We start from the raw sequence: 18,283 nt of genomic DNA on the forward strand, positions 1-18,283 counted from the left end.
AGGCTACCATTGCTTTCACGGGCCATCCCTGCCATGCATTTCCTGTGTACCTCCCAAGGCCTGGCCGAAGGCCAGAGCCGCGCCTTCAGCGTAGACGGCATCGAACTGTTCGGCGTGCGTCGCCAGGGCCAGGTGCATCTGTACCGCAACCTGTGCCCGCACCGCGGCATACCGCTGAACTGGGCCGAGGATGAATTTCTCGACGACAGCGCCAGCCTGATCCACTGCGCCCATCATGGCGCGCTGTTCCTGATCGAAAGCGGCGAATGCGTGGCCGGGCCCTGCGAGGGCAAGCAGTTGCAGGCCCTGAGCTGCCATGAAGACCGCCAGGGAATCTGGCTCAAGGGCCAAGCAGCACCGGCAGACGGCGATCGATGACGATACCTGCGGCGTCCAGGCGCGTGCCATAGGCCAGCACTTCCACGCCGTCGGCCACTGCGCTATGCAGGGCCTGGCTATAGGCTGCATCGATTTCCGCGGCTGGGCGCACGGCGTCGATGCCGGTCAGGTTCACACAATACAACTGCACGGCGCGTACCCCCTGCCGGGCCAGCTTGGCCAGCTCGCGCAGGTGCTTGGCACCGCGTTGGGTTACCGCATCAGGGAACGCTGCAACCAGGCTGTCGGGGTAGCCGAGGGTCACGCTCTTGACTTCGACATAGGCCGGGGCGCCGTCGAAATCCAGGCGAAAGTCGATGCGGCTGCCTTCCTCGCCATAGGCCACTTCACGCTTGAGCGCGGTGAAACCGGCCAGTTCGGCGATGACCCCGGCACGCAGGGCTTCTTCGACCAGCCCGTTGGCCCGCCCGGTATTCACGCAGGCCAGCCGCCCCTGTGGGGTTTCACTGATTTCCCAGGTGCCCGGCAGCTTGCGCTTGGGGTCGCTGGAGCGGCTGAACCACACCTGCCCGCCTTCGCGCATGCAGTTGAGCATGGAGCCAGTATTCGGGCAGTGGATGGTCAGCTGTTCGCCGCTGGCCAGTTCGATGTCTGCCAGAAAACGCTTGTAGCGGCGCAGCAGGCGACCCTGTTCGAGTGGAGGAAAGAACTGCATCAGCCCTGCCAGCTCCGCAGCCCGCGGGCAATCCGCTGCACCGCCTGCTCCAGGCGCGGCAGGCTCTGGGTATAGGCGAAACGCACATGATGGCCGGCCAGGTGCCGGCCGAAATCCAGGCCCGGGGTAAAGGCCAGGTGCTCGGTTTCCAGGAAATGCCGGCAAAAGGCGAACGCATCACCACCAAAGGCACTGATGTCGGCATACAGATAGAAGGCCCCCTGCGGTTCGACGGCAATGCGGAAGCCAAGCTCGCGCAGGGCGGGCAACAGATAGTCGCGACGGCGGGCGAACTCGGCGCGGCGCTCTTCGAAAATGGCCAGGGTCTCGGGCTGGAAGCACGCCAGCGCGGCATGCTGGGCCATGCTTGGCGCGCTGATGTACAGGTTTTGTGCCAGCTTTTCCAGGTCTGCCACGGCGCCGGGCGGCGCTACCAGCCAGCCGAGGCGCCAACCGGTCATGCCGAAATACTTGGAAAAACTATTCAGCACAAACGCCGAGTCATCCACTTCCAGCACACTGGGCGCGTCCATGCCGTAGGTCAGGCCATGGTAGATCTCGTCCACCACCAGGTGGCCGTGGCGCTCCCGGGTGGCTGTGGACAGGCTGGCCAGCTCGTCCCGGCCCAGCACGGTGCCGGTGGGGTTGGCTGGCGAGGCAACCAGGGCACCAACGGTGTCCTTGTCCCAATGGCGCTGCACCAGGTCAGCGGTCAGCTGGTAGTTGACCTCCGGGCCGACCGGCACCAGTTGCGCGCCGCCTTCGACCAGGCGCAGGAAGTGGCGGTTGCACGGGTAACCCGGGTCGGCCAGCAGCCAGTGCTTGCCGGGGTCGACCAGCAAGCTGCTGGCCAGCAGCAGTGCCCCGGAGCCACCCGGGGTAATCAGGATGCGTTCAGGGTCGACAGTCAGGCCATAGCGCTGGCCGTAGAAACCGGCAATCGCTTCGCGCAACGCCGGCAGGCCGCGAGCGGCGGTATACCGGGTGTGCCCGGCGGCGAGTGCCGCCTGGCCAGCGGCGACGATCGGCGCAGCGGTGGTGAAGTCCGGCTCGCCGATTTCCAGGTGGATCACGTCGTGCCCGGCCGCCTGCAGCTCGTTGGCCCGGGCCAGCAGCGCCATGACATGGAAGGGTTCGATGGCGCGGCTGCGCGCGCTGTAAGGGTGGGCCATGACCTTCTCTCAATAGGGTCTAAACTGGAGATTCTACCTCTGCGAGCGATCGAACGTACCGCTCAGGCCGGTGTCAATCAGCAAGATCGGGCGGGGTAGCGCACCCCCGATCTATCTGGTAAGTTCGGCGGCTCGCAGTCGCAGGGCCGGCGGGTGCCGGAGATGGAGCAGCCTGCGCATTGGATCAGATGAGTGAGAGGCGGTCTATTCATGTCCACCGTAGAAAAGCAAAAAGCCCAGACCATGTACGGTGTCGAGCCCTACGTAGAAACCAAGGGTGAAGAGTACATGGGCGAGCCCATGAAACAGCACTTCACCAAGCTTCTCGGCGCCTGGAAGCGAGACTTGATGGAAAGTGTCGACCGCACTGTGGACCACATGAAGGACGAGGCAGCCAACTTCCCCGACCCGGCCGACCGCGCCAGCCAGGAAGAAGAATTCGCCCTGGAGCTGCGCAACCGCGATCGCGAGCGCAAGCTGATCAAGAAGATCGACAAGACCCTCGAAAAGATCAAGGCCGACGAGTACGGCTGGTGCGAATCGTGCGGCATCGAGATCGGCCTGCGTCGCCTGGAAGCCCGTCCTACTGCGGACCTGTGCTTCGACTGCAAGGAAATCGCCGAGAAAAAGGAAAAGACGGTCGGCAAAGGCTGATCCTTCTTCCATCCGGACGGGGCGCATCATGCGCCCCGTTTCATTTCATGCCCAGCCTGACCATGACCGATACCCGTTACATCGGGCGTTTCGCCCCCACTCCCAGCGGCTTCCTGCACTTCGGCTCGCTGGTCGCCGCCCTTGCCTCCTGGCTCGATGCCCGCGCCGTCAACGGCCGCTGGCTGCTGCGCATGGAGGATACCGACCCGCCGCGGGAAATGCCCGGTGCCCGCGATGCCATCCTGCAAACGCTGGAGCGCTATGGCCTGGAATGGGATGGCGAAGTGGTGTTCCAGAGCCAGCGGCACGACGCCTACGCCGCAGTGGTCGATCACCTGTTCAACATGGGCCTGGCTTATGCCTGTACCTGCTCGCGCAAGCAGCTGGAGGGTTACAACGGCATCTACCCCGGTTTTTGTCGCAACGCCGGGCATGCGCGTGAAGGCGCGGCGATCCGCTTGCGGGTACCGGAACTGATCTATCGCTTTACCGACCGGGTGCAGGGCGAGTTCCAGCAACACCTGGGGCGTGAGGTAGGGGATTTCGTCATCCAGCGCCGCGACGGGCTGTATGCCTACCAGCTGGCGGTGGTACTGGATGATGCCTGGCAAGGTGTTACCGATATCGTGCGCGGCGCCGACCTGCTCGACAACACCCCGCGCCAGCTGTACCTGCAAGAGTTGCTGGGCTTTTCGCAACCGCGCTACCTGCATATACCGCTGATCGTCCAGCCGGATGGACACAAACTGGGCAAATCGTACCGTTCGCCGCCGCTGCAGGCGGAGCATGCCACGCCGCTGTTGCTGCGGGCATTGCGGGCGCTGGGCCAGGAGACCGACCCCGAGCTGTTGCTGGCGACACCGGCCGAAGTGCTGGCAGTGGCCCGCAAACAGTGGAAGCCCGAGGCGATTGCACAGCGCACCACGGTGCCAGAGGCTGATTTGCGCTGAGGTATTACCGGCCTCTTCGCGGGCACGCCCGCTCCCACAGGAACTACACCACCTTCAAGATTTGTGGTTTACCTGTGGGAGCGGGCGCGCCCGCGAAGAGGGCGGCACAGGCAACCCACCCCGCAAAAACAAAAGCCCAATAAATTCAACCCCTTGGCTAACCCCATGGATTCCCGCTAGCATCCCCCCAGCCATTTGCGCCAATAATAAGTCCAAGCCCGCAGCGCCCAACCATCGAGGCCAGCATGTACATCTATCGTTTGGTCCTGCTTCTGGTCGTGGGGATCTACCTGTTCTCCCCGGCCATCATGGACTGGTGGATCGAACCGACCGGAGCCTGGTACCGCCCTTACCTGCTCTGGCTGATCCTGATCGTCGTCACCTTCATCCTGCAGAGCCAACGAGATGCCGATGAGCTTTAGCCTGACCCAGATGATCCTGATCAGCGCCGCGTACCTGATGGTGCTGTTCGGCGTGGCCTGGATCAGCGAACGGGGCCTGATCCCACGTTCGATCATTCGCCATCCGCTGACCTACACCCTGTCGCTGGGCGTGTACGCCAGTGCCTGGGCCTTCTATGGCTCGGTCGGCCTGGCCTACCAGTACGGCTACGGCTTCCTCGCCTGTTACCTGGGGGTGTCCGGCGCGTTCCTGCTGGCACCGGTGCTGCTCTACCCGATCCTCAAGATCACTCGCACCTACCAGCTGTCATCGCTGGCCGACCTGCTGGCGTTCCGCTTCCGCAGTACCTGGGCCGGCGCGCTGACTACCATTTTCATGCTGATCGGCGTGCTGCCCTTGCTGGCCCTGCAGATCCAGGCAGTGGCCGATTCGATCAGCATCCTCACCGGCGAACCAGTCAAGGCGCGGGTGGCCTTCGCCTTCTGTACCTTGATCATCCTGTTCACCATCTTCTTCGGTTCGCGGCACATCGCCACCCGCGAAAAACACGAAGGGCTGGTATTCGCCATTGCCTTCGAGTCGGTGATCAAGCTGCTGGCGCTGGGCGGCATCGGCCTGTATGCCCTGTATGGCGTGTTCGGCGGCCCGCACCAGCTGGAGGTGTGGCTGCTGCAGAACCAGACCGCCCTGGCGGCCTTGCATACCCCGCTGCAGGAGGGGCCATGGCGCACCTTGCTGCTGGTGTTCTTCGCCTCGGCCATCGTCATGCCGCACATGTACCACATGGCCTTCACCGAAAACCTCAACCCGCGCTCGCTGGTCAGTGCCAGCTGGGGCCTGCCGCTGTTCCTGCTGCTGATGAGCCTGGCCGTACCGCTGGTGCTGTGGGCCGGCCTGCGCCTGGGCGCCAGCACCAACCCCGAGTATTTCACCCTGGGCCTGGGGATTGCCGCCAACAACCAGGCACTGGCGCTGCTGGCCTATATCGGCGGCCTGTCGGCTGCCAGCGGGCTGATCATCGTCACCACCCTGGCGCTGTCCGGCATGGCCCTCAACCACCTGGTGCTGCCGCTGTACCAGCCGCCGGCCGAAGGCAATATCTACCGCTGGCTGAAGTGGACCCGCCGCGCGCTGATCGTCGCCATCATCACCGCCGGCTTCATGTTCTACCTGACCCAGAACAACCACCAGAGCCTGGCCAACCTGGGCATCGTCGCCTTCGTCGCCACCTTGCAGTTCCTGCCCGGCGTGCTGTCGGTGCTGTACTGGCCCACCGCCAACCGCCGCGGCTTCATCGCCGGCCTGCTGGCCGGTACCCTGGTGTGGATGGTGACCATGCTGCTGCCACTGCTGGGCAACCTGCAGGGCTTCTACATCCCGCTGCTGGACATGATCTACGTGCTGGACGACACCAGCTGGCACATGGCGGCGATCGCCTCGCTGGCGGCCAACGTGCTGCTGTTCACCCTGATCTCGCTGTTCACCAACGCCAGCAATGAAGAAGTCAGCGCAGCCGAAGCCTGCGCAGTGGACAACGTGCGCCGCCCGCAGCGCCGCGAGCTGCACGCCGCCTCGCCGCAGGAGTTCGCCACCCAGCTGGCCAAGCCACTGGGCGCCAAGGCCGCACAAAAGGAAGTGGAACAGGCCCTGCGCGACCTCTATCTGCCGTTCGATGAGCGCCGCCCCTATGCCTTGCGCCGCCTGCGCGACCGTATCGAGGCCAACCTGTCCGGCCTGATGGGGCCGAGTGTGGCGCAGGACATGGTCGAGACCTTCCTGCCGTACAAGTCTGGTAACGAAAACTACGTGACCGAGGACATCCACTTCATCGAAAGCCGCCTGGAAGACTACCACTCGCGCCTGACCGGCCTGGCCGCCGAACTCGACGCCCTGCGCCGCTACCACCGCCAGACCCTGCAAGAGCTGCCAATGGGCGTCTGCTCGCTGGCCAAGGACCAGGAAATCCTGATGTGGAACAAGGCCATGGAGGAGCTCACCGGCATCGCCGCCAAGCACGTGGTCGGCTCGCGCCTGGTCACCATCGACGAGCCCTGGCGCGGCCTGCTGCAAGGGTTCATCAACGTGCCCGACGAACACCTGCACAAGCAGCGCCTGGCGCTGGATGGCCAGCCGCGCTGGCTGAACCTGCACAAGGCGGCGATCGACGAGCCGCTGGCACCCGGCAACAGCGGCCTGGTGCTGCTGGTGGAGGACCTCACCGAAACCCAGGCGCTGGAGGACAAGCTGGTACACTCCGAACGCCTGGCCAGCATCGGCCGCCTGGCGGCTGGCGTGGCCCACGAGATTGGCAACCCGATCACCGGCATCGCCTGCCTGGCACAGAACCTGCGCGAGGAACGCGAGGGCGACGGTGAAATCATCGAGCTGTCCAGTCAGATTCTGGAACAGACCAAGCGGGTTTCGCGCATCGTGCAGTCGCTGATGAGCTTCGCTCATGCCGGCGGCAGCCACCAGAACAGCGAAGAGCCGGTGTGCCTGGCCGAAGTGGCGCAGGACGCCATTGGTCTGCTGGCGTTGAACCGGCGTAATTTCGAAGTACAGTTCTTCAACCTCTGCGACCCGGACCACTGGGTCGAGGGGGACCCGCAGCGCCTGGCCCAGGTGCTGATCAACCTGCTGTCCAACGCCCGCGACGCCTCGCCGCCCGGCAGTGCCGTGCGCGTGCGCAGCGAGGTCAACGAGCATACCGTCGACCTGATCGTCGAGGACGAAGGCAGCGGGATCCCGAAGAACATCATGGACCGCCTGTTCGAACCCTTCTTCACCACCAAGGACCCGGGTGAAGGAACCGGACTGGGGCTCGCGCTGGTCTATTCCATCGTGGAAGAGCATTATGGGCAAATCACCATCGACAGCCCTGCCGATATCGAACGGCAACGTGGCACCCGGATCCGCGTGACCCTGCCCCGGCATGTCGTAGCGACGTCCCCTGAAATTCGAGACCGTCGAGAGAATTGAATCAATGCCGCACATTCTGATCGTCGAAGACGAAACCATCATCCGCTCGGCCTTGCGTCGCCTGCTCGAACGGAACCAGTACCAGGTCAGCGAAGCCGGCTCGGTGCAGGAAGCCCAGGAACGCTTCAGCATTGCCACCTTCGACCTGATCGTCAGCGACCTGCGCCTGCCAGGCGCACCCGGCACCGAACTGATCAAGCTCGGCCAAGGTACCCCGGTACTGATCATGACCAGCTATGCCAGCCTGCGCTCGGCGGTCGACTCGATGAAAATGGGCGCGGTGGACTATATCGCCAAGCCCTTCGACCATGACGAGATGCTCCAGGCCGTGGCGCGCATCCTGCGCGACCGGCAGAACGCCCCGGCCAGCGCACCGGTTGCCGAGCCGCGCGCCAGCAATGGCAAGGCGGCCCCGGCCGACAAGGGCAGCGCCCCGGCCAATGGCGAAATCGGCATCATCGGTTCCTGCCCACCGATGCAGGATATGTACAGCAAGATCCGCAAGGTCGCGCCGACCGACTCCAACGTGCTGATCCAGGGCGAGTCGGGTACCGGCAAGGAGCTGGTGGCCCGCGCCCTGCACAACCTGTCGCGCCGGGCCAAGGCGCCGATGATCTCGGTGAACTGCGCAGCCATCCCGGAAACGCTGATCGAGTCCGAACTGTTCGGCCACGAGAAAGGCGCGTTCACCGGCGCCAGTGCCGGGCGGGCGGGCCTGGTGGAAGCCGCCGACGGCGGTACCCTGTTCCTCGACGAAATCGGCGAACTGCCGCTGGAAGCCCAGGCCCGCCTGTTGCGTGTATTGCAGGAAGGCGAAATTCGCCGGGTCGGTTCGGTGCAGTCGCAGAAGGTCGATGTGCGCCTGATCGCCGCAACCCACCGCGACCTGAAGAACCTGGCCAAGGCCGGCCAGTTCCGTGAAGACCTGTATTACCGCCTGCACGTGATCGCCTTGAAACTGCCGGCCCTGCGCGAGCGCGGCAGTGACGTCAACGAGATTGCCAGTGCCTTCCTGGCCCGCCAGAGTGCGCGTATCGGCCGTGACGACCTGCATTTCTCGGCCGAAGCCGAGCAGGCCATTCGTCACTACAGCTGGCCGGGTAACGTGCGGGAGCTGGAAAACGCCGTCGAGCGCGCGGTAATCCTCAGCGAGAGTGCAGAAATTTCCGCCGACCTGCTGGGCATCGATATCGAGCTGAGCGACCTGGAGGAGGACGAGATCCTCGACAACGCCCTGGCTGTGTCGAGTGCGGCCAACGCCAGCCACGAACCGACCGAGGACCTGTCGCTGGAAGACTACTTCCAGCACTTCGTGCTCGAGCACCAGGACCACATGACCGAAACCGAGCTGGCCCGCAAGCTCGGGGTCAGCCGCAAGTGCCTGTGGGAACGCCGCCAGCGCCTGGGCATTCCGCGGCGCAAGAGCAACGCTACCAGCGAATAACCGATCTACCGGGGCGGGAGGTTCCTCCTGCCCCTGTCTACAACCTCTCCGGCCTCTTCGCGGGCACGCCCGCTCCCACAGGAATTTCACTGCCCTAGAGGGTGGCAACTCCTGTGGGAGCGGGCGTGCCCGCGAAAGGGCCGGCAAAACCAGCGCACCCAGCCCAGGTAACACATCAGCCCCCACGGAAATCTGTTACCCGGCCTTGACCGCCGTAACAGTTGCCGAGGCATACGGTAACGAAATTTCGACATTTTCAGCCTGCGAAATTTCCCACGAACGCCTCAAGCCCTTGATTTTGCTGTGTTTTCAAAAGTTGGCACGGCACCTGCTATATGTCTGGTACAAGAACAATAACAAGCACTGCAACTCAGAATAAGAACAAGACGAAACGGCTCACGCACAATAAAAACAAGACGGCGGAGGCGCAGCTAACTGATTCTTTTGGAGAGGATGCGTGTTTGGGGCTTGCCCCACAACCAGGCAGAGAACAACAAAAACTGCACTCAAAGCAGCGCCTGAACTGGTTGGATCAACCGATCAACGTGACATCAGCGGCCAAAGCAATCCGTTTGCTCTTAACCCCTGGCTTTGGGGGTCGTCCACAAGCTTCGAGATTTGTGGACAGGGCGCTCAACAAAAACAAGAAGCCCAGCAAAAAAACAATAAGAGCACGCAACGACTTCTTGGGGAGCTTAGGCTCCCCTTGTCGTTTCTACCGTTCCGGCAGGCATCCTGCTACCCGCCTACACCATTCCTTGAGTAAATGCTAGAATCCCCGCCCATCATGCGGCCATTCTCCCATTCTTGGCCGAACATTCCTTCAAACAGTGCATCCCATGCTGAAGAAGCTGTTCCAGTCGTTCCGCCCGCCCGTACCGGGCCCGCATCACAGGCGTACCACACCTGAGGTGATCAACAAGAGCCAGCATTCGCTGCAGCGCCACCAGTTCAGCCGCCATGCGGTGAACATCGTGGAACGCCTGCAGAGCGCCGGCTACCAGGCTTACCTGGTCGGTGGCTGTGTCCGCGACCTGATGCTTGGCATCACCCCCAAGGACTTCGATGTCGCCACCAGCGCTACCCCCGAACAGGTCCGTGCCGAATTCCGCAACGCGCGCATCATCGGTCGCCGCTTCAAGCTGGTCCACGTGCATTTCGGCCGTGAGATCATCGAAGTCGCCACCTTCCGCGCCCACCATTCGGAAGACGACCAGGGTGACAGCCACCGCTCGTCGCACAATGCCAGCGGCCGTATCCTGCGTGACAACGTGTACGGCACCCTGGAAGAGGACGCGCAACGCCGCGACTTCACCATCAATGCCCTGTACTACGACCCAGTCAGCGAGCGCATCCTCGACTATGCCAATGGCGTGCACGATATCCGTAACCGCCTGCTGCGCCTGATCGGTGACCCGACCCATCGCTACCAGGAAGACCCGGTGCGCATGCTGCGCGCGGTGCGCTTTGCCGCCAAGCTCGACTTCGGTATCGAAAAGCACACTGTCCAGCCGGTGCGCGAACTGGCACCGCTGCTGCGCGAGATTCCGCCGGCGCGCCTGTTCGAGGAGAGCCTCAAGCTGTTCCTCTCCGGCCAGGGCGCCATCGCCTTCGAAATGCTGGTCGACCTGCAGCTGTTCGAACCGCTGTTCCCGGCCAGTGCACATGCCCTGGACGAGCGCCCGACCTACACCCATACCCTGATCAGCCAGGCGCTGCACAACACCGACCTGCGCGTGAAGCAAGGCAAACCGGTAACCCCGGCGTTCCTCTTCGCCGCGCTGCTGTGGCCAGCCCTGCCGGCCCGCGTGCTGCACCTGCAAGCGCAGGGCGTACCGCCCATCCCGGCCATGAACGGTGCAGCCCACGACCTGATCGCCGAGCAATGCGCACGCATCGCCATCCCCAAGCGCTTCACCCTGCCGATCCGCGAGATCTGGGACATGCAGGAACGTCTGCCACGGCGCAGCGGCAAGCGCGCCGATGTCTTGCTGGACAACCCGCGCTTCCGCGCCGGTTACGACTTCCTGCTGCTGCGCGAAAGCGCCGGGGAAGAAACCGACGAACTCGGCCAGTGGTGGACCGACTACCAGGATGCCAACGACAGCGAGCGCCGCGAGATGATCCGCGAGCTGGGCAGCCGTGACGAAGGCACCGGCGCCGGCCCACGTAAACGCAAGCGCAGCGGCGGCAAGCGCAAGCGCGGCGGCGACGAGGCATTCGAGTGACCACCCGCGCCTATATCGGCCTGGGCAGCAACCTGGACGCACCTGCCGAGCAGCTGCGCAATGCCCTGCAGGCACTGGACCAGGTAGAAGGCACGCGCCTGGTGGCGGCCTCGGCCCTCTACACCAGTGACTCGCTGCTGCCAGGGCAACCGCGCTACACCAATGCCGTCGCCGCTCTGGACACCGCCCTGCCGCCCTTGGCCCTGCTCGATGCGCTGCAAGCCATCGAAAATGACCAGGGCCGTGTGCGCTTGGAGCGCTGGGGCCCGCGCACACTGGACCTGGACATTCTGCTGTTCGGCGACCAGGTGCTGGATGAACCGCGCCTGAAGGTGCCGCATTACCACATGCATGCCCGGCCTTTCGTACTGTATCCGCTGGCCGAACTGGTACCGGGCGATTTCCGTCTGGCCGACGGCCGCGCCCTGGCGCAATTGCTCGAAGAGTGTCCGTTCGTCGGCCTCGAACGCCTGTAGACCGGGCGTTCCAGCCGTGTACAGCGGCGCGGTAACGCCAGTAACACCCTGAACGTAACAATGCGGTAACAGGGTGATTGACTTCCCCCACCTCGCTCACGACTATAGGCGTCCCGTGTGGCACCGAAGTGCCGCTACCCGTATTTAGGCCCGGACGGACCTGTGCCCGAACATCACGCGCGATGATGTGCCGCTCCGGAAGATGACTACGCGTTGAATGCAGTCGTTTTTTACAGCGCCTGAACGAGGAATTTCCTACATGCCTGAAGTAACCCTGACCACCCTCAATGGCCTCAAGGCCAAGGGTGAAAAAATCACCATGCTGACCTGCTACGACGCGACCTTCGCCAAGGCCGCCAGCCAGGCCGGTGTCGAAGTGTTGCTGGTGGGTGACTCGCTGGGGATGGTCCTGCAAGGCCACGACAGCACCCTACCGGTAACGACCGCGGACATGGCCTACCACACCGCCAGCGTCAAACGCGGCAATGACGGCGCGCTGATCCTCACCGACCTGCCGTTCATGGCGCATGCCACCCCGGAACAGGCCTTTGCCAACAGTGCCACGCTGATGCAGGCCGGCGCCCACATGGTCAAGATCGAAGGGGCTGCCTGGCTGGCCGAGACCATCCGCCTGCTGGCCGAGCGTGGCGTGCCGGTATGCGCGCACATGGGCTTGACCCCGCAAACCGTCAACGTCCTGGGCGGCTACAAGGTCCAGGGCCGCCAGGAAGCCCAGGCCCGGCAGATGCGTGCCGACGCCATTGCCCTGGAGCAGGCTGGTGCGGCCATGCTGCTGCTCGAATGCGTGCCCAGCGAACTGGCGGCGGAAATCACCAGTGCCGTCGGTATTCCGGTAATCGGTATTGGTGCCGGCAGCGGCACCGATGGCCAGGTGCTGGTCCTGCACGACATGCTCGGCCTGTCGCTGAGCGGTCGCGTACCGAAGTTCGTGAAGAACTTCATGCAAGGCCAGCCGGATATCCACAGCGCCCTCGTCGCCTACGTCGAGGCAGTCAAGCAGGTCAGCTTCCCTGGCAGCGAACACGGGTTCAGTGCATGAATACAGTCAAGACCGTCCGCGAATTGCGTGCCGCCGTTGCCCGCGCCCGGAGTGAAGGCAAGCGCATCGGCTTCGTGCCGACCATGGGCAACCTGCACAGCGGCCACGCGGCCCTGGTAACCAAGGCCGCGCAGCGGGCCGATTTCGTGGTCGCCAGCATCTTCGTCAACCCGCTGCAGTTCGGCGCCAACGAAGACCTCGACAAATACCCGCGCACCCTGGCCGCCGACCAGGAGCGCCTGTTGCAGGCCGGCTGCAACCTGTTGTTCGCGCCCACCGTCGACGAAATGTACCCCGACGGCATGAGCGTGCAAACCCGCGTCAGCGTTCCCCAGCTTTCCGAAGGCCTGTGCGGCGCCAGCCGGCCCGGGCATTTCGAAGGCGTGGCTACCGTGGTCACCAAGCTGTTCAACATGGTCCAGCCCGACCTTGCCGTGTTCGGCGAAAAGGACTTCCAGCAGCTGGCGGTGATACGCGCCATGGTGCGCGACCTGAACATGCCGATCCAGGTCATCGGCGAGCCTACCGTGCGTGCCGAAGATGGCCTGGCGCTGTCGTCGCGCAACGGTTACCTGACACCTGAGCAGCGGGCTGCGGCACCGGCGTTGTACCGCACCTTGCAGCATATCGCTGCGGCCATTGGCCGGGGCCAGCGTGATTTCGCGGCGCTGGTTGCCGAAGGTCAGGCGCAACTGACTGCCGCGGGGTTCCGCCCGGACTACCTGGAAGTGCGCCATGCCGTGAGCCTGCGTCCGGCAATGATCGATGACCGCGACCTGGTGGTGATCGCGGCGGCTTACCTGGGCAACACGCGGTTGATCGACAACCTGTACTTGCATGTGGAAGAGAAGACCGCGTAACGGCATGGGCTGCCTTGCAGCCCGTTCACAGGCAAGCCAGCTCCTGCAGGGGCGCAAAACGCCCCAAATTACCTCTGCCATACCCATTCCCCGCCAGTGGCCTTTGCCTATAATGATGCCAGCCTGAACCCGGCAATGACTGCCGTGTCCAAGGCATCACCACGCACCAAGGGAACCCCGCGCAATGGCGTATTACCGTACACCCCACGATGTGACGGCCCTGCCCGCCTGGCAGGCGCTCCAGCAACACCGCGACGCCATGCAAGGCTTCAGCATGCGCGAAGCCTTCGCCGCCGATGCCAAACGTTTCGACCAGTTCTCCCTGAGTTCCTGTGGCCTGTTCCTCGACTACTCGAAGAACCTGATCACCGAACAGACCCGTGACCTGCTGGTGAACCTGGCCGACCAGGTCGGCCTGCAAGATGCCATCAAGTCGATGTTCAGCGGCGAAATCATCAACGCCTCCGAAGGCCGCCCGGTGCTGCACACTGCCCTGCGCCGCCCGGTGGGCGACAAGCTCAGCGTCAACGGCGTGAACGTCATGCCGGAAGTGCACAAGGTGCTCAACCAGATCACCGAACTGGTCGGCCGCATCCATGACGGCCTATGGCGCGGCTACAGCGAGAAGCCGATCACCGACGTGGTCAACATCGGCATCGGTGGTTCGTTCCTCGGCCCCGAACTGGTCTCCGAAGCGCTGCTGCCCTATGCCCAACGCGGCGTGCGCTGCCACTACCTGGCGAACATCGACGGCAGCGAATTCCACGAGCTGTCGGCCAACCTGCGTGCTGAAACCACCCTGTTCATCGTCTCGTCGAAGTCGTTCAACACCCTCGAGACCCTGAAGAACGCCATGGCTGCACGCACCTGGTACCTGGCCCAGGGCGGCTCGGAGGCCGAGCTGTACCGCCACTTCATTGCCGTTTCCAGCAACAAGGCCGCTGCCGTGGCCTTCGGCATCCGCGAAGAGAACATCTTCCCGATGTGGGATTGGGTAGGCGGGCGCTACTCGCTGTGGTCGGCTATCGGCCTGCCGATTGCCCTGGCCATCGGCATGGCCAACTTCAAGGAACTGCTGTCTGGTGCCTACACCATGGACCAGCACTTCCAGACCGCACCGTTCGAAAAGAACATGCCAGTGCTGCTGGCCCTGCTGGGCGTCTGGTATGGCAACTTCTGGGGCGCGAACAGCCACGCGATCCTGCCGTACGACCATTACCTGCGCAACATCACCAAGCACCTGCAACAGCTGGACATGGAGTCCAACGGCAAGAGCGTGCTGCAGGATGGCACCCCGGTGAAGACCGATACCGGCCCGGTGATCTGGGGCGGCGTCGGCTGCAACGGCCAGCACGCCTACCACCAGCTGCTGCACCAGGGCACCCAGCTGATTCCGGCCGACTTCATCGTGCCGGTGGTGAGCTTCAACCCGGTCGCCGACCATCATCAGTGGCTGTACGCCAACTGCCTGTCGCAGAGCCAGGCGCTGATGCTGGGCAAGACCCGCGAGGAAGCCGAGGCCGAGCTGCGCGCCAAGGGCCTGAATGAAGCGGACATCGAGAAGCTGGCACCGCACAAGGTGATCCCGGGCAACCGCCCGAGCAACACCCTGGTGGTGGAGCGCATCAGCCCACGCCGTCTGGGCGCCCTGGTGGCGATGTACGAACACAAGGTGTTCGTACAGAGCGTGATCTGGGGGATCAACGCCTTCGACCAGTGGGGCGTGGAACTGGGCAAGGAGCTGGGCAAGGGCGTTTACCAGCGCTTGGTCGGCAGCCTGGAAGACAGCGCCGAGGACGGCTCCACCCAGGGCCTGATCAACTACTTCCGCGGCCGTCACCGCGGTTGATCCCAACGCCACTCGGTCGCTCCGTGCAGGAGCGGCCTTGTGTCGCGATGGGGCGCGAAGCGGCCCCGGGATTTCAGCCCTGGTGCGCCAATTGTCGGGGCCGCTTCGCGGCCCATCGCGACACAAGGCCGCTCTTACAGGGACCAGGCCCGTCCTCAGGAACACCACCTGTAGCTACACTGTCCTATCGAATAGCCGTTGCAGTCCATCGCCCCTTACAAGAGCAGGACCACCCGCCATGTTCGATATCCGCAACTACCCGCAGGCCCTGGCTGTCAGCCGGTCCGCCGCACTTTCCCCCGACGACTACCGCCGCCTCTACCGCCAGTCGGTCGACGACCCCGACGCCTTCTGGGCCGAACAAGCCCGGCGCCTGGACTGGATCAAGCCCTGGTCGAGTGTGCAGCAATGCGACCTGAAGACCGGCCAGGCGCGCTGGTTCGACGGCGGCCAGCTGAATGTCAGCTACAACTGCATCGACCGCCACCTGGCCCGGCGCGGCGACCAGACCGCGTTGCTGTGGGAAGGTGACGACCCCAAGGATGCCAAGGCCATCACCTACCGCGAACTGCACCGTCAGGTCTGCCGCCTGGCCAATGCCCTCAAGGCGCGAGGGGTGAAGAAAGGCGACCGGGTGTGCATCTACATGCCGATGATCCCCGAGGCCGCCTTCGCCATGCTCGCCTGCACCCGCATCGGCGCCATCCACTCGGTGGTGTTCGGGGGCTTCTCGCCCGATGCGCTGCGCGACCGCATTCTCGATGCCGACTGCCGCACCGTGATTACCGCTGATGAAGGCGTGCGCGGCGGCAAGCGCATCCCGCTGAAACACAATGTCGACAAGGCCCTGGCCAGTTGCCCTGCAGTCGGCAGCGTGTTCGTGGTACGCCGCACTGGCGCTGATGTCGCCTGGGCCGAAGGCCGCGATCTCTGGTATCACGAGGCGACGGAAAAGGCCGGCGACGATTGCCCTGTCGAGCCGATGGAGGCCGAAGACCCACTGTTCATCCTGTATACCTCCGGCAGCACCGGCAAACCCAAGGGCGTGCTGCATACCACTGGCGGCTACCTGCTGCAGGCCACCCTTACTTTCAAGGTGGTGTTCGACTACCGTGATGGCGAGGTGTTCTGGTGCACTGCCGACGTCGGCTGGGTCACCGGCCACAGCTACATCGTCTATGGCCCGCTGGCCAATGGCGCGATCTCGCTGATGTTCGAAGGGGTGCCCAACTACCCCGACACCTCGCGCTTCTGGCAGGTGGTGGACAAGCACAAGGTGAACATCTTCTACACCGCCCCAACCGCCTTGCGCGCCCTGATGCGCGAAGGCGACGGGCCGCTGCAGGGCACCTCACGCCAGAGCCTGCGCCTGCTCGGCAGCGTCGGCGAGCCGATCAACCCGGAAGCCTGGGAATGGTATTTCGAAGCCGTTGGCCAGAAGCGCTGCCCCATCGTCGATACCTGGTGGCAAACCGAAACCGGCGGCATCATGATTACCCCGCTGCCCGGCTCGCAGGTACTCAAGCCCGGCTGCGCCAGCCAGCCCATGTTCGGCGTGCAACCGGTGCTGCTGGATGACAAGGGCAAGCTGATCGAAGGCCCGGGTGCCGGCTTGCTGGTCATCAAGGCCAGCTGGCCAGGGCAGATCCGCAGTGTCTATGGCGACCACCAGCGCATGGTCGACACCTACTTCAAGCCCATGCCCGGCTACTACTTCACCGGCGATGGCGCTCGCCGCGATGCCGATGGCGACTACTGGATCACCGGGCGCATCGACGACGTGATCAATGTATCCGGGCACCGCATCGGTACCGCCGAGGTGGAAAGCGCATTGGTGCTGCATGACAGCGTTGCCGAAGCGGCCGTGGTTGGTTACCCCCACGACCTCAAGGGCCAGGGGGTGTACGCCTTCGTCACGACGATGAACGGGGTAACACCGGACGAGGCACTCAAGGCCGAGCTACTGGCTTTGGTCAGCAAGGAAATCGGCAGTTTCGCCAAACCCGAGCTGATCCAGTGGGCCCCGGCACTGCCCAAGACACGCTCAGGCAAGATCATGCGGCGTATACTGCGCAAGATCGCCTGCAACGAGCTGGACAACCTGGGCGATACCTCGACCCTGGCCGACCCCAGCGTGGTGCAGGGCCTGATCGACAAACGCCTCAACCAGTAACCGGCGGCCGCTGTGCGTGGCCGCCCTGCCTCGCAGGTCGCCATGGAAGCCCTTCGCCGCCGCATCGAAACCCAGGTCATGAGCCTTACCGGGCTGGCCCTCGGCCAGCTCGACCTGGAATCCCCCAAGGGCGACCCTGGCCTGTTCGGCCCGCACAGCATCAGCTGGCGGGTACATGGCGACTTCCCGAGCATGCTGGTCGGTGGCATCAGCGCCCTCATGCTGCAGCTCCTGCACCCGCTGGCCCTGGCCGGGGTGTGGGACCACTCCAATTTCCGTGAAGACCTGCTCGGGCGCCTGCGCCGTACCAGCCAGTTCATTTCCGGCACCACCTTCGGCGCCACCGGCGATGCCGAATGGCTGATCGACAAGGTCCGCACCATCCACCTGCAGGTAACCGGTACCGCGCCGGACGGCCGCCCTTATGCGGCCAGCGACCCGGACTTGCTGACCTGGGTGCATGTGGCCGAAGTCAGCAGCTTCCTGAGTGCCCACCTGCGTTACTGCAACCCGCACCTTGCAGATGCCGAACAGGACGCCTATTACGCAGAGATCGCGCTGATTGCCGAGCGCCTGGGTGCGCGCAACGTGCCGCGCTCGCGCCAGCAGGTCGAGGATTACCTGCTGCGTATGCGCCCGCAGTTGCTTTGCGATGCCCGCAGCCTCCAGGTGCTCGATATCCTGCTCGACGCCCCCGCCCCCAGCCGCCTGGCACAGCCGGTGGGCAAGCTGATGCTGCACGCTGGCCTCGACCTGCTACCTGCTTGGGCCCAGGCCATGCTCGGCCTGCAGCACGGCCCGCTGCAGCGGCGCATGATCCGCCTGGGCCTGCGACGCACCGCGCCGCTGCTGCGCTGGGCAATGCGTAACGGCTCGGCGCAGCGGGCGAAACGGCGCATGGGCATCGAATAAGGACAAATGGTCGCCTCAGCGGAACTGATTTAACGTGCCATACTCCAAGCTCTCCTGCTTAGACAGACGA

General features: G+C 64.1%; 15 protein-coding genes. 13 read left to right on the forward strand and 2 right to left on the reverse strand.

Annotation, left to right across the window (positions count from 1 at the left end; all coding sequences use genetic code 11):
• Nucleotides 1-33 precede the first annotated feature (33 nt).
• Nucleotides 34-378 carry a Rieske (2Fe-2S) protein gene (locus HG549_RS21915; RefSeq protein ID WP_170032707.1) on the forward strand — a complete coding sequence of 115 codons (345 nt, stop codon included), beginning with the start codon at nucleotides 34-36 and terminating at the stop codon, nucleotides 376-378.
• On the opposite strand, the gene sfsA is transcribed toward HG549_RS21915, so the two are convergent.
• Nucleotides 341-1,054 (reverse strand): DNA/RNA nuclease SfsA, encoded by a 714-nt coding sequence (gene sfsA, locus HG549_RS21920; protein WP_170032709.1) that lies wholly within the window; start codon nucleotides 1,052-1,054, stop codon nucleotides 341-343. The genes HG549_RS21915 and sfsA overlap by 38 nt on opposite strands.
• Nucleotides 1,054-2,226 (reverse strand): pyridoxal phosphate-dependent aminotransferase, encoded by a 1,173-nt coding sequence (locus HG549_RS21925; RefSeq protein WP_170032711.1) that lies wholly within the window; start codon nucleotides 2,224-2,226, stop codon nucleotides 1,054-1,056. Before HG549_RS21925 ends, sfsA begins: the two co-directional genes overlap by 1 nt.
• Before the next feature lie 210 nt (nucleotides 2,227-2,436).
• Between HG549_RS21925 and dksA the strand changes: the two genes are divergently transcribed.
• The 12 genes from dksA (at nucleotide 2,437) to HG549_RS21985 (ending at nucleotide 18,213) form a co-directional block, all read left to right on the forward strand.
• The gene (gene dksA / locus HG549_RS21930; protein WP_046613112.1) at nucleotides 2,437-2,880 is read left to right on the forward strand and encodes an RNA polymerase-binding protein DksA; all 444 of its coding nucleotides are present in this window, start codon (nucleotides 2,437-2,439) and stop codon (nucleotides 2,878-2,880) included.
• 62 nt (nucleotides 2,881-2,942) lie between these two features.
• Entirely contained in the window at nucleotides 2,943-3,830 is an 888-nt protein-coding gene (gene gluQRS, locus HG549_RS21935; protein ID WP_170034291.1) for a tRNA glutamyl-Q(34) synthetase GluQRS, read from the forward strand.
• A gap of 245 nt (nucleotides 3,831-4,075) precedes the next feature.
• Nucleotides 4,076-4,252 carry a hypothetical protein gene (locus HG549_RS21940; RefSeq protein ID WP_003250005.1) on the forward strand — a complete coding sequence of 59 codons (177 nt, stop codon included), beginning with the start codon at nucleotides 4,076-4,078 and terminating at the stop codon, nucleotides 4,250-4,252.
• Nucleotides 4,236-7,211: a sensor histidine kinase gene (locus HG549_RS21945; RefSeq protein WP_170032713.1), complete on the forward strand. Its 2,976-nt coding sequence runs from the start codon at nucleotides 4,236-4,238 to the stop codon at nucleotides 7,209-7,211. The genes HG549_RS21940 and HG549_RS21945 overlap by 17 nt, the downstream gene beginning before the upstream one ends.
• Nucleotides 7,212-7,215: 4 nt before the next feature.
• The gene (locus HG549_RS21950) at nucleotides 7,216-8,655 is read left to right on the forward strand and encodes a sigma-54 dependent transcriptional regulator (protein WP_170032715.1); all 1,440 of its coding nucleotides are present in this window, start codon (nucleotides 7,216-7,218) and stop codon (nucleotides 8,653-8,655) included.
• A gap of 839 nt (nucleotides 8,656-9,494) precedes the next feature.
• Nucleotides 9,495-10,883, forward strand: a complete 1,389-nt coding sequence (locus HG549_RS21955) for a polynucleotide adenylyltransferase PcnB (RefSeq protein ID WP_170032717.1) — start codon at nucleotides 9,495-9,497, stop codon at nucleotides 10,881-10,883.
• Nucleotides 10,880-11,359: a 2-amino-4-hydroxy-6-hydroxymethyldihydropteridine diphosphokinase gene (folK, locus tag HG549_RS21960; RefSeq protein WP_170032719.1), complete on the forward strand. Its 480-nt coding sequence runs from the start codon at nucleotides 10,880-10,882 to the stop codon at nucleotides 11,357-11,359. Before HG549_RS21955 ends, folK begins: the two co-directional genes overlap by 4 nt.
• Nucleotides 11,360-11,618: 259 nt before the next feature.
• Nucleotides 11,619-12,419, forward strand: a complete 801-nt coding sequence (gene panB / locus HG549_RS21965) for a 3-methyl-2-oxobutanoate hydroxymethyltransferase (protein ID WP_170032721.1) — start codon at nucleotides 11,619-11,621, stop codon at nucleotides 12,417-12,419.
• Entirely contained in the window at nucleotides 12,416-13,279 is an 864-nt protein-coding gene (gene panC / locus HG549_RS21970) for a pantoate--beta-alanine ligase (RefSeq protein WP_170032723.1), read from the forward strand. The genes panB and panC overlap by 4 nt, the downstream gene beginning before the upstream one ends.
• Before the next feature lie 184 nt (nucleotides 13,280-13,463).
• On the forward strand, nucleotides 13,464-15,128 hold the full coding sequence (gene pgi, locus HG549_RS21975) for a glucose-6-phosphate isomerase (RefSeq protein ID WP_170032724.1): 1,665 nt from the start codon (nucleotides 13,464-13,466) through the stop codon (nucleotides 15,126-15,128).
• Nucleotides 15,129-15,366: 238 nt separating this feature from the next.
• Entirely contained in the window at nucleotides 15,367-17,301 is a 1,935-nt protein-coding gene (gene acs / locus HG549_RS21980; RefSeq protein WP_170032726.1) for an acetate--CoA ligase, read from the forward strand.
• A gap of 42 nt (nucleotides 17,302-17,343) precedes the next feature.
• The gene (locus HG549_RS21985) at nucleotides 17,344-18,213 is read left to right on the forward strand and encodes an oxygenase MpaB family protein (RefSeq protein ID WP_170032728.1); all 870 of its coding nucleotides are present in this window, start codon (nucleotides 17,344-17,346) and stop codon (nucleotides 18,211-18,213) included.
• Nucleotides 18,214-18,283: the final 70 nt, after the last annotated feature.

The sequence above is a fragment of the Pseudomonas sp. SK genome, from assembly GCF_012975065.1.
Classification (GTDB): domain Bacteria; phylum Pseudomonadota; class Gammaproteobacteria; order Pseudomonadales; family Pseudomonadaceae; genus Aquipseudomonas; species Aquipseudomonas anuradhapurensis.

Bases quoted from the DNA above. Each gene is read 5' to 3' on its own strand.
- HG549_RS21985 (WP_170032728.1), top strand. From the start codon at position 17,344: ATGGAAGCCCTTCGCCGCCGCATCGAAACCCAGGTCATGAGCCTTACC.
- dksA (WP_046613112.1), top strand. From the start codon at position 2,437: ATGTCCACCGTAGAAAAGCAAAAAGCCCAGACCATGTACGGTGTCGAG.
- sfsA (WP_170032709.1), bottom strand. From the start codon at position 1,054: ATGCAGTTCTTTCCTCCACTCGAACAGGGTCGCCTGCTGCGCCGCTAC.
- HG549_RS21945 (WP_170032713.1), top strand. From the start codon at position 4,236: ATGCCGATGAGCTTTAGCCTGACCCAGATGATCCTGATCAGCGCCGCG.
- HG549_RS21950 (WP_170032715.1), top strand. From the start codon at position 7,216: ATGCCGCACATTCTGATCGTCGAAGACGAAACCATCATCCGCTCGGCC.
- acs (WP_170032726.1), top strand. From the start codon at position 15,367: ATGTTCGATATCCGCAACTACCCGCAGGCCCTGGCTGTCAGCCGGTCC.
- HG549_RS21925 (WP_170032711.1), bottom strand. From the start codon at position 2,226: ATGGCCCACCCTTACAGCGCGCGCAGCCGCGCCATCGAACCCTTCCAT.
- gluQRS (WP_170034291.1), top strand. From the start codon at position 2,943: ATGACCGATACCCGTTACATCGGGCGTTTCGCCCCCACTCCCAGCGGC.
- panC (WP_170032723.1), top strand. From the start codon at position 12,416: ATGAATACAGTCAAGACCGTCCGCGAATTGCGTGCCGCCGTTGCCCGC.
- panB (WP_170032721.1), top strand. From the start codon at position 11,619: ATGCCTGAAGTAACCCTGACCACCCTCAATGGCCTCAAGGCCAAGGGT.
- HG549_RS21915 (WP_170032707.1), top strand. From the start codon at position 34: ATGCATTTCCTGTGTACCTCCCAAGGCCTGGCCGAAGGCCAGAGCCGC.
- HG549_RS21955 (WP_170032717.1), top strand. From the start codon at position 9,495: ATGCTGAAGAAGCTGTTCCAGTCGTTCCGCCCGCCCGTACCGGGCCCG.
- pgi (WP_170032724.1), top strand. From the start codon at position 13,464: ATGGCGTATTACCGTACACCCCACGATGTGACGGCCCTGCCCGCCTGG.
- HG549_RS21940 (WP_003250005.1), top strand. From the start codon at position 4,076: ATGTACATCTATCGTTTGGTCCTGCTTCTGGTCGTGGGGATCTACCTG.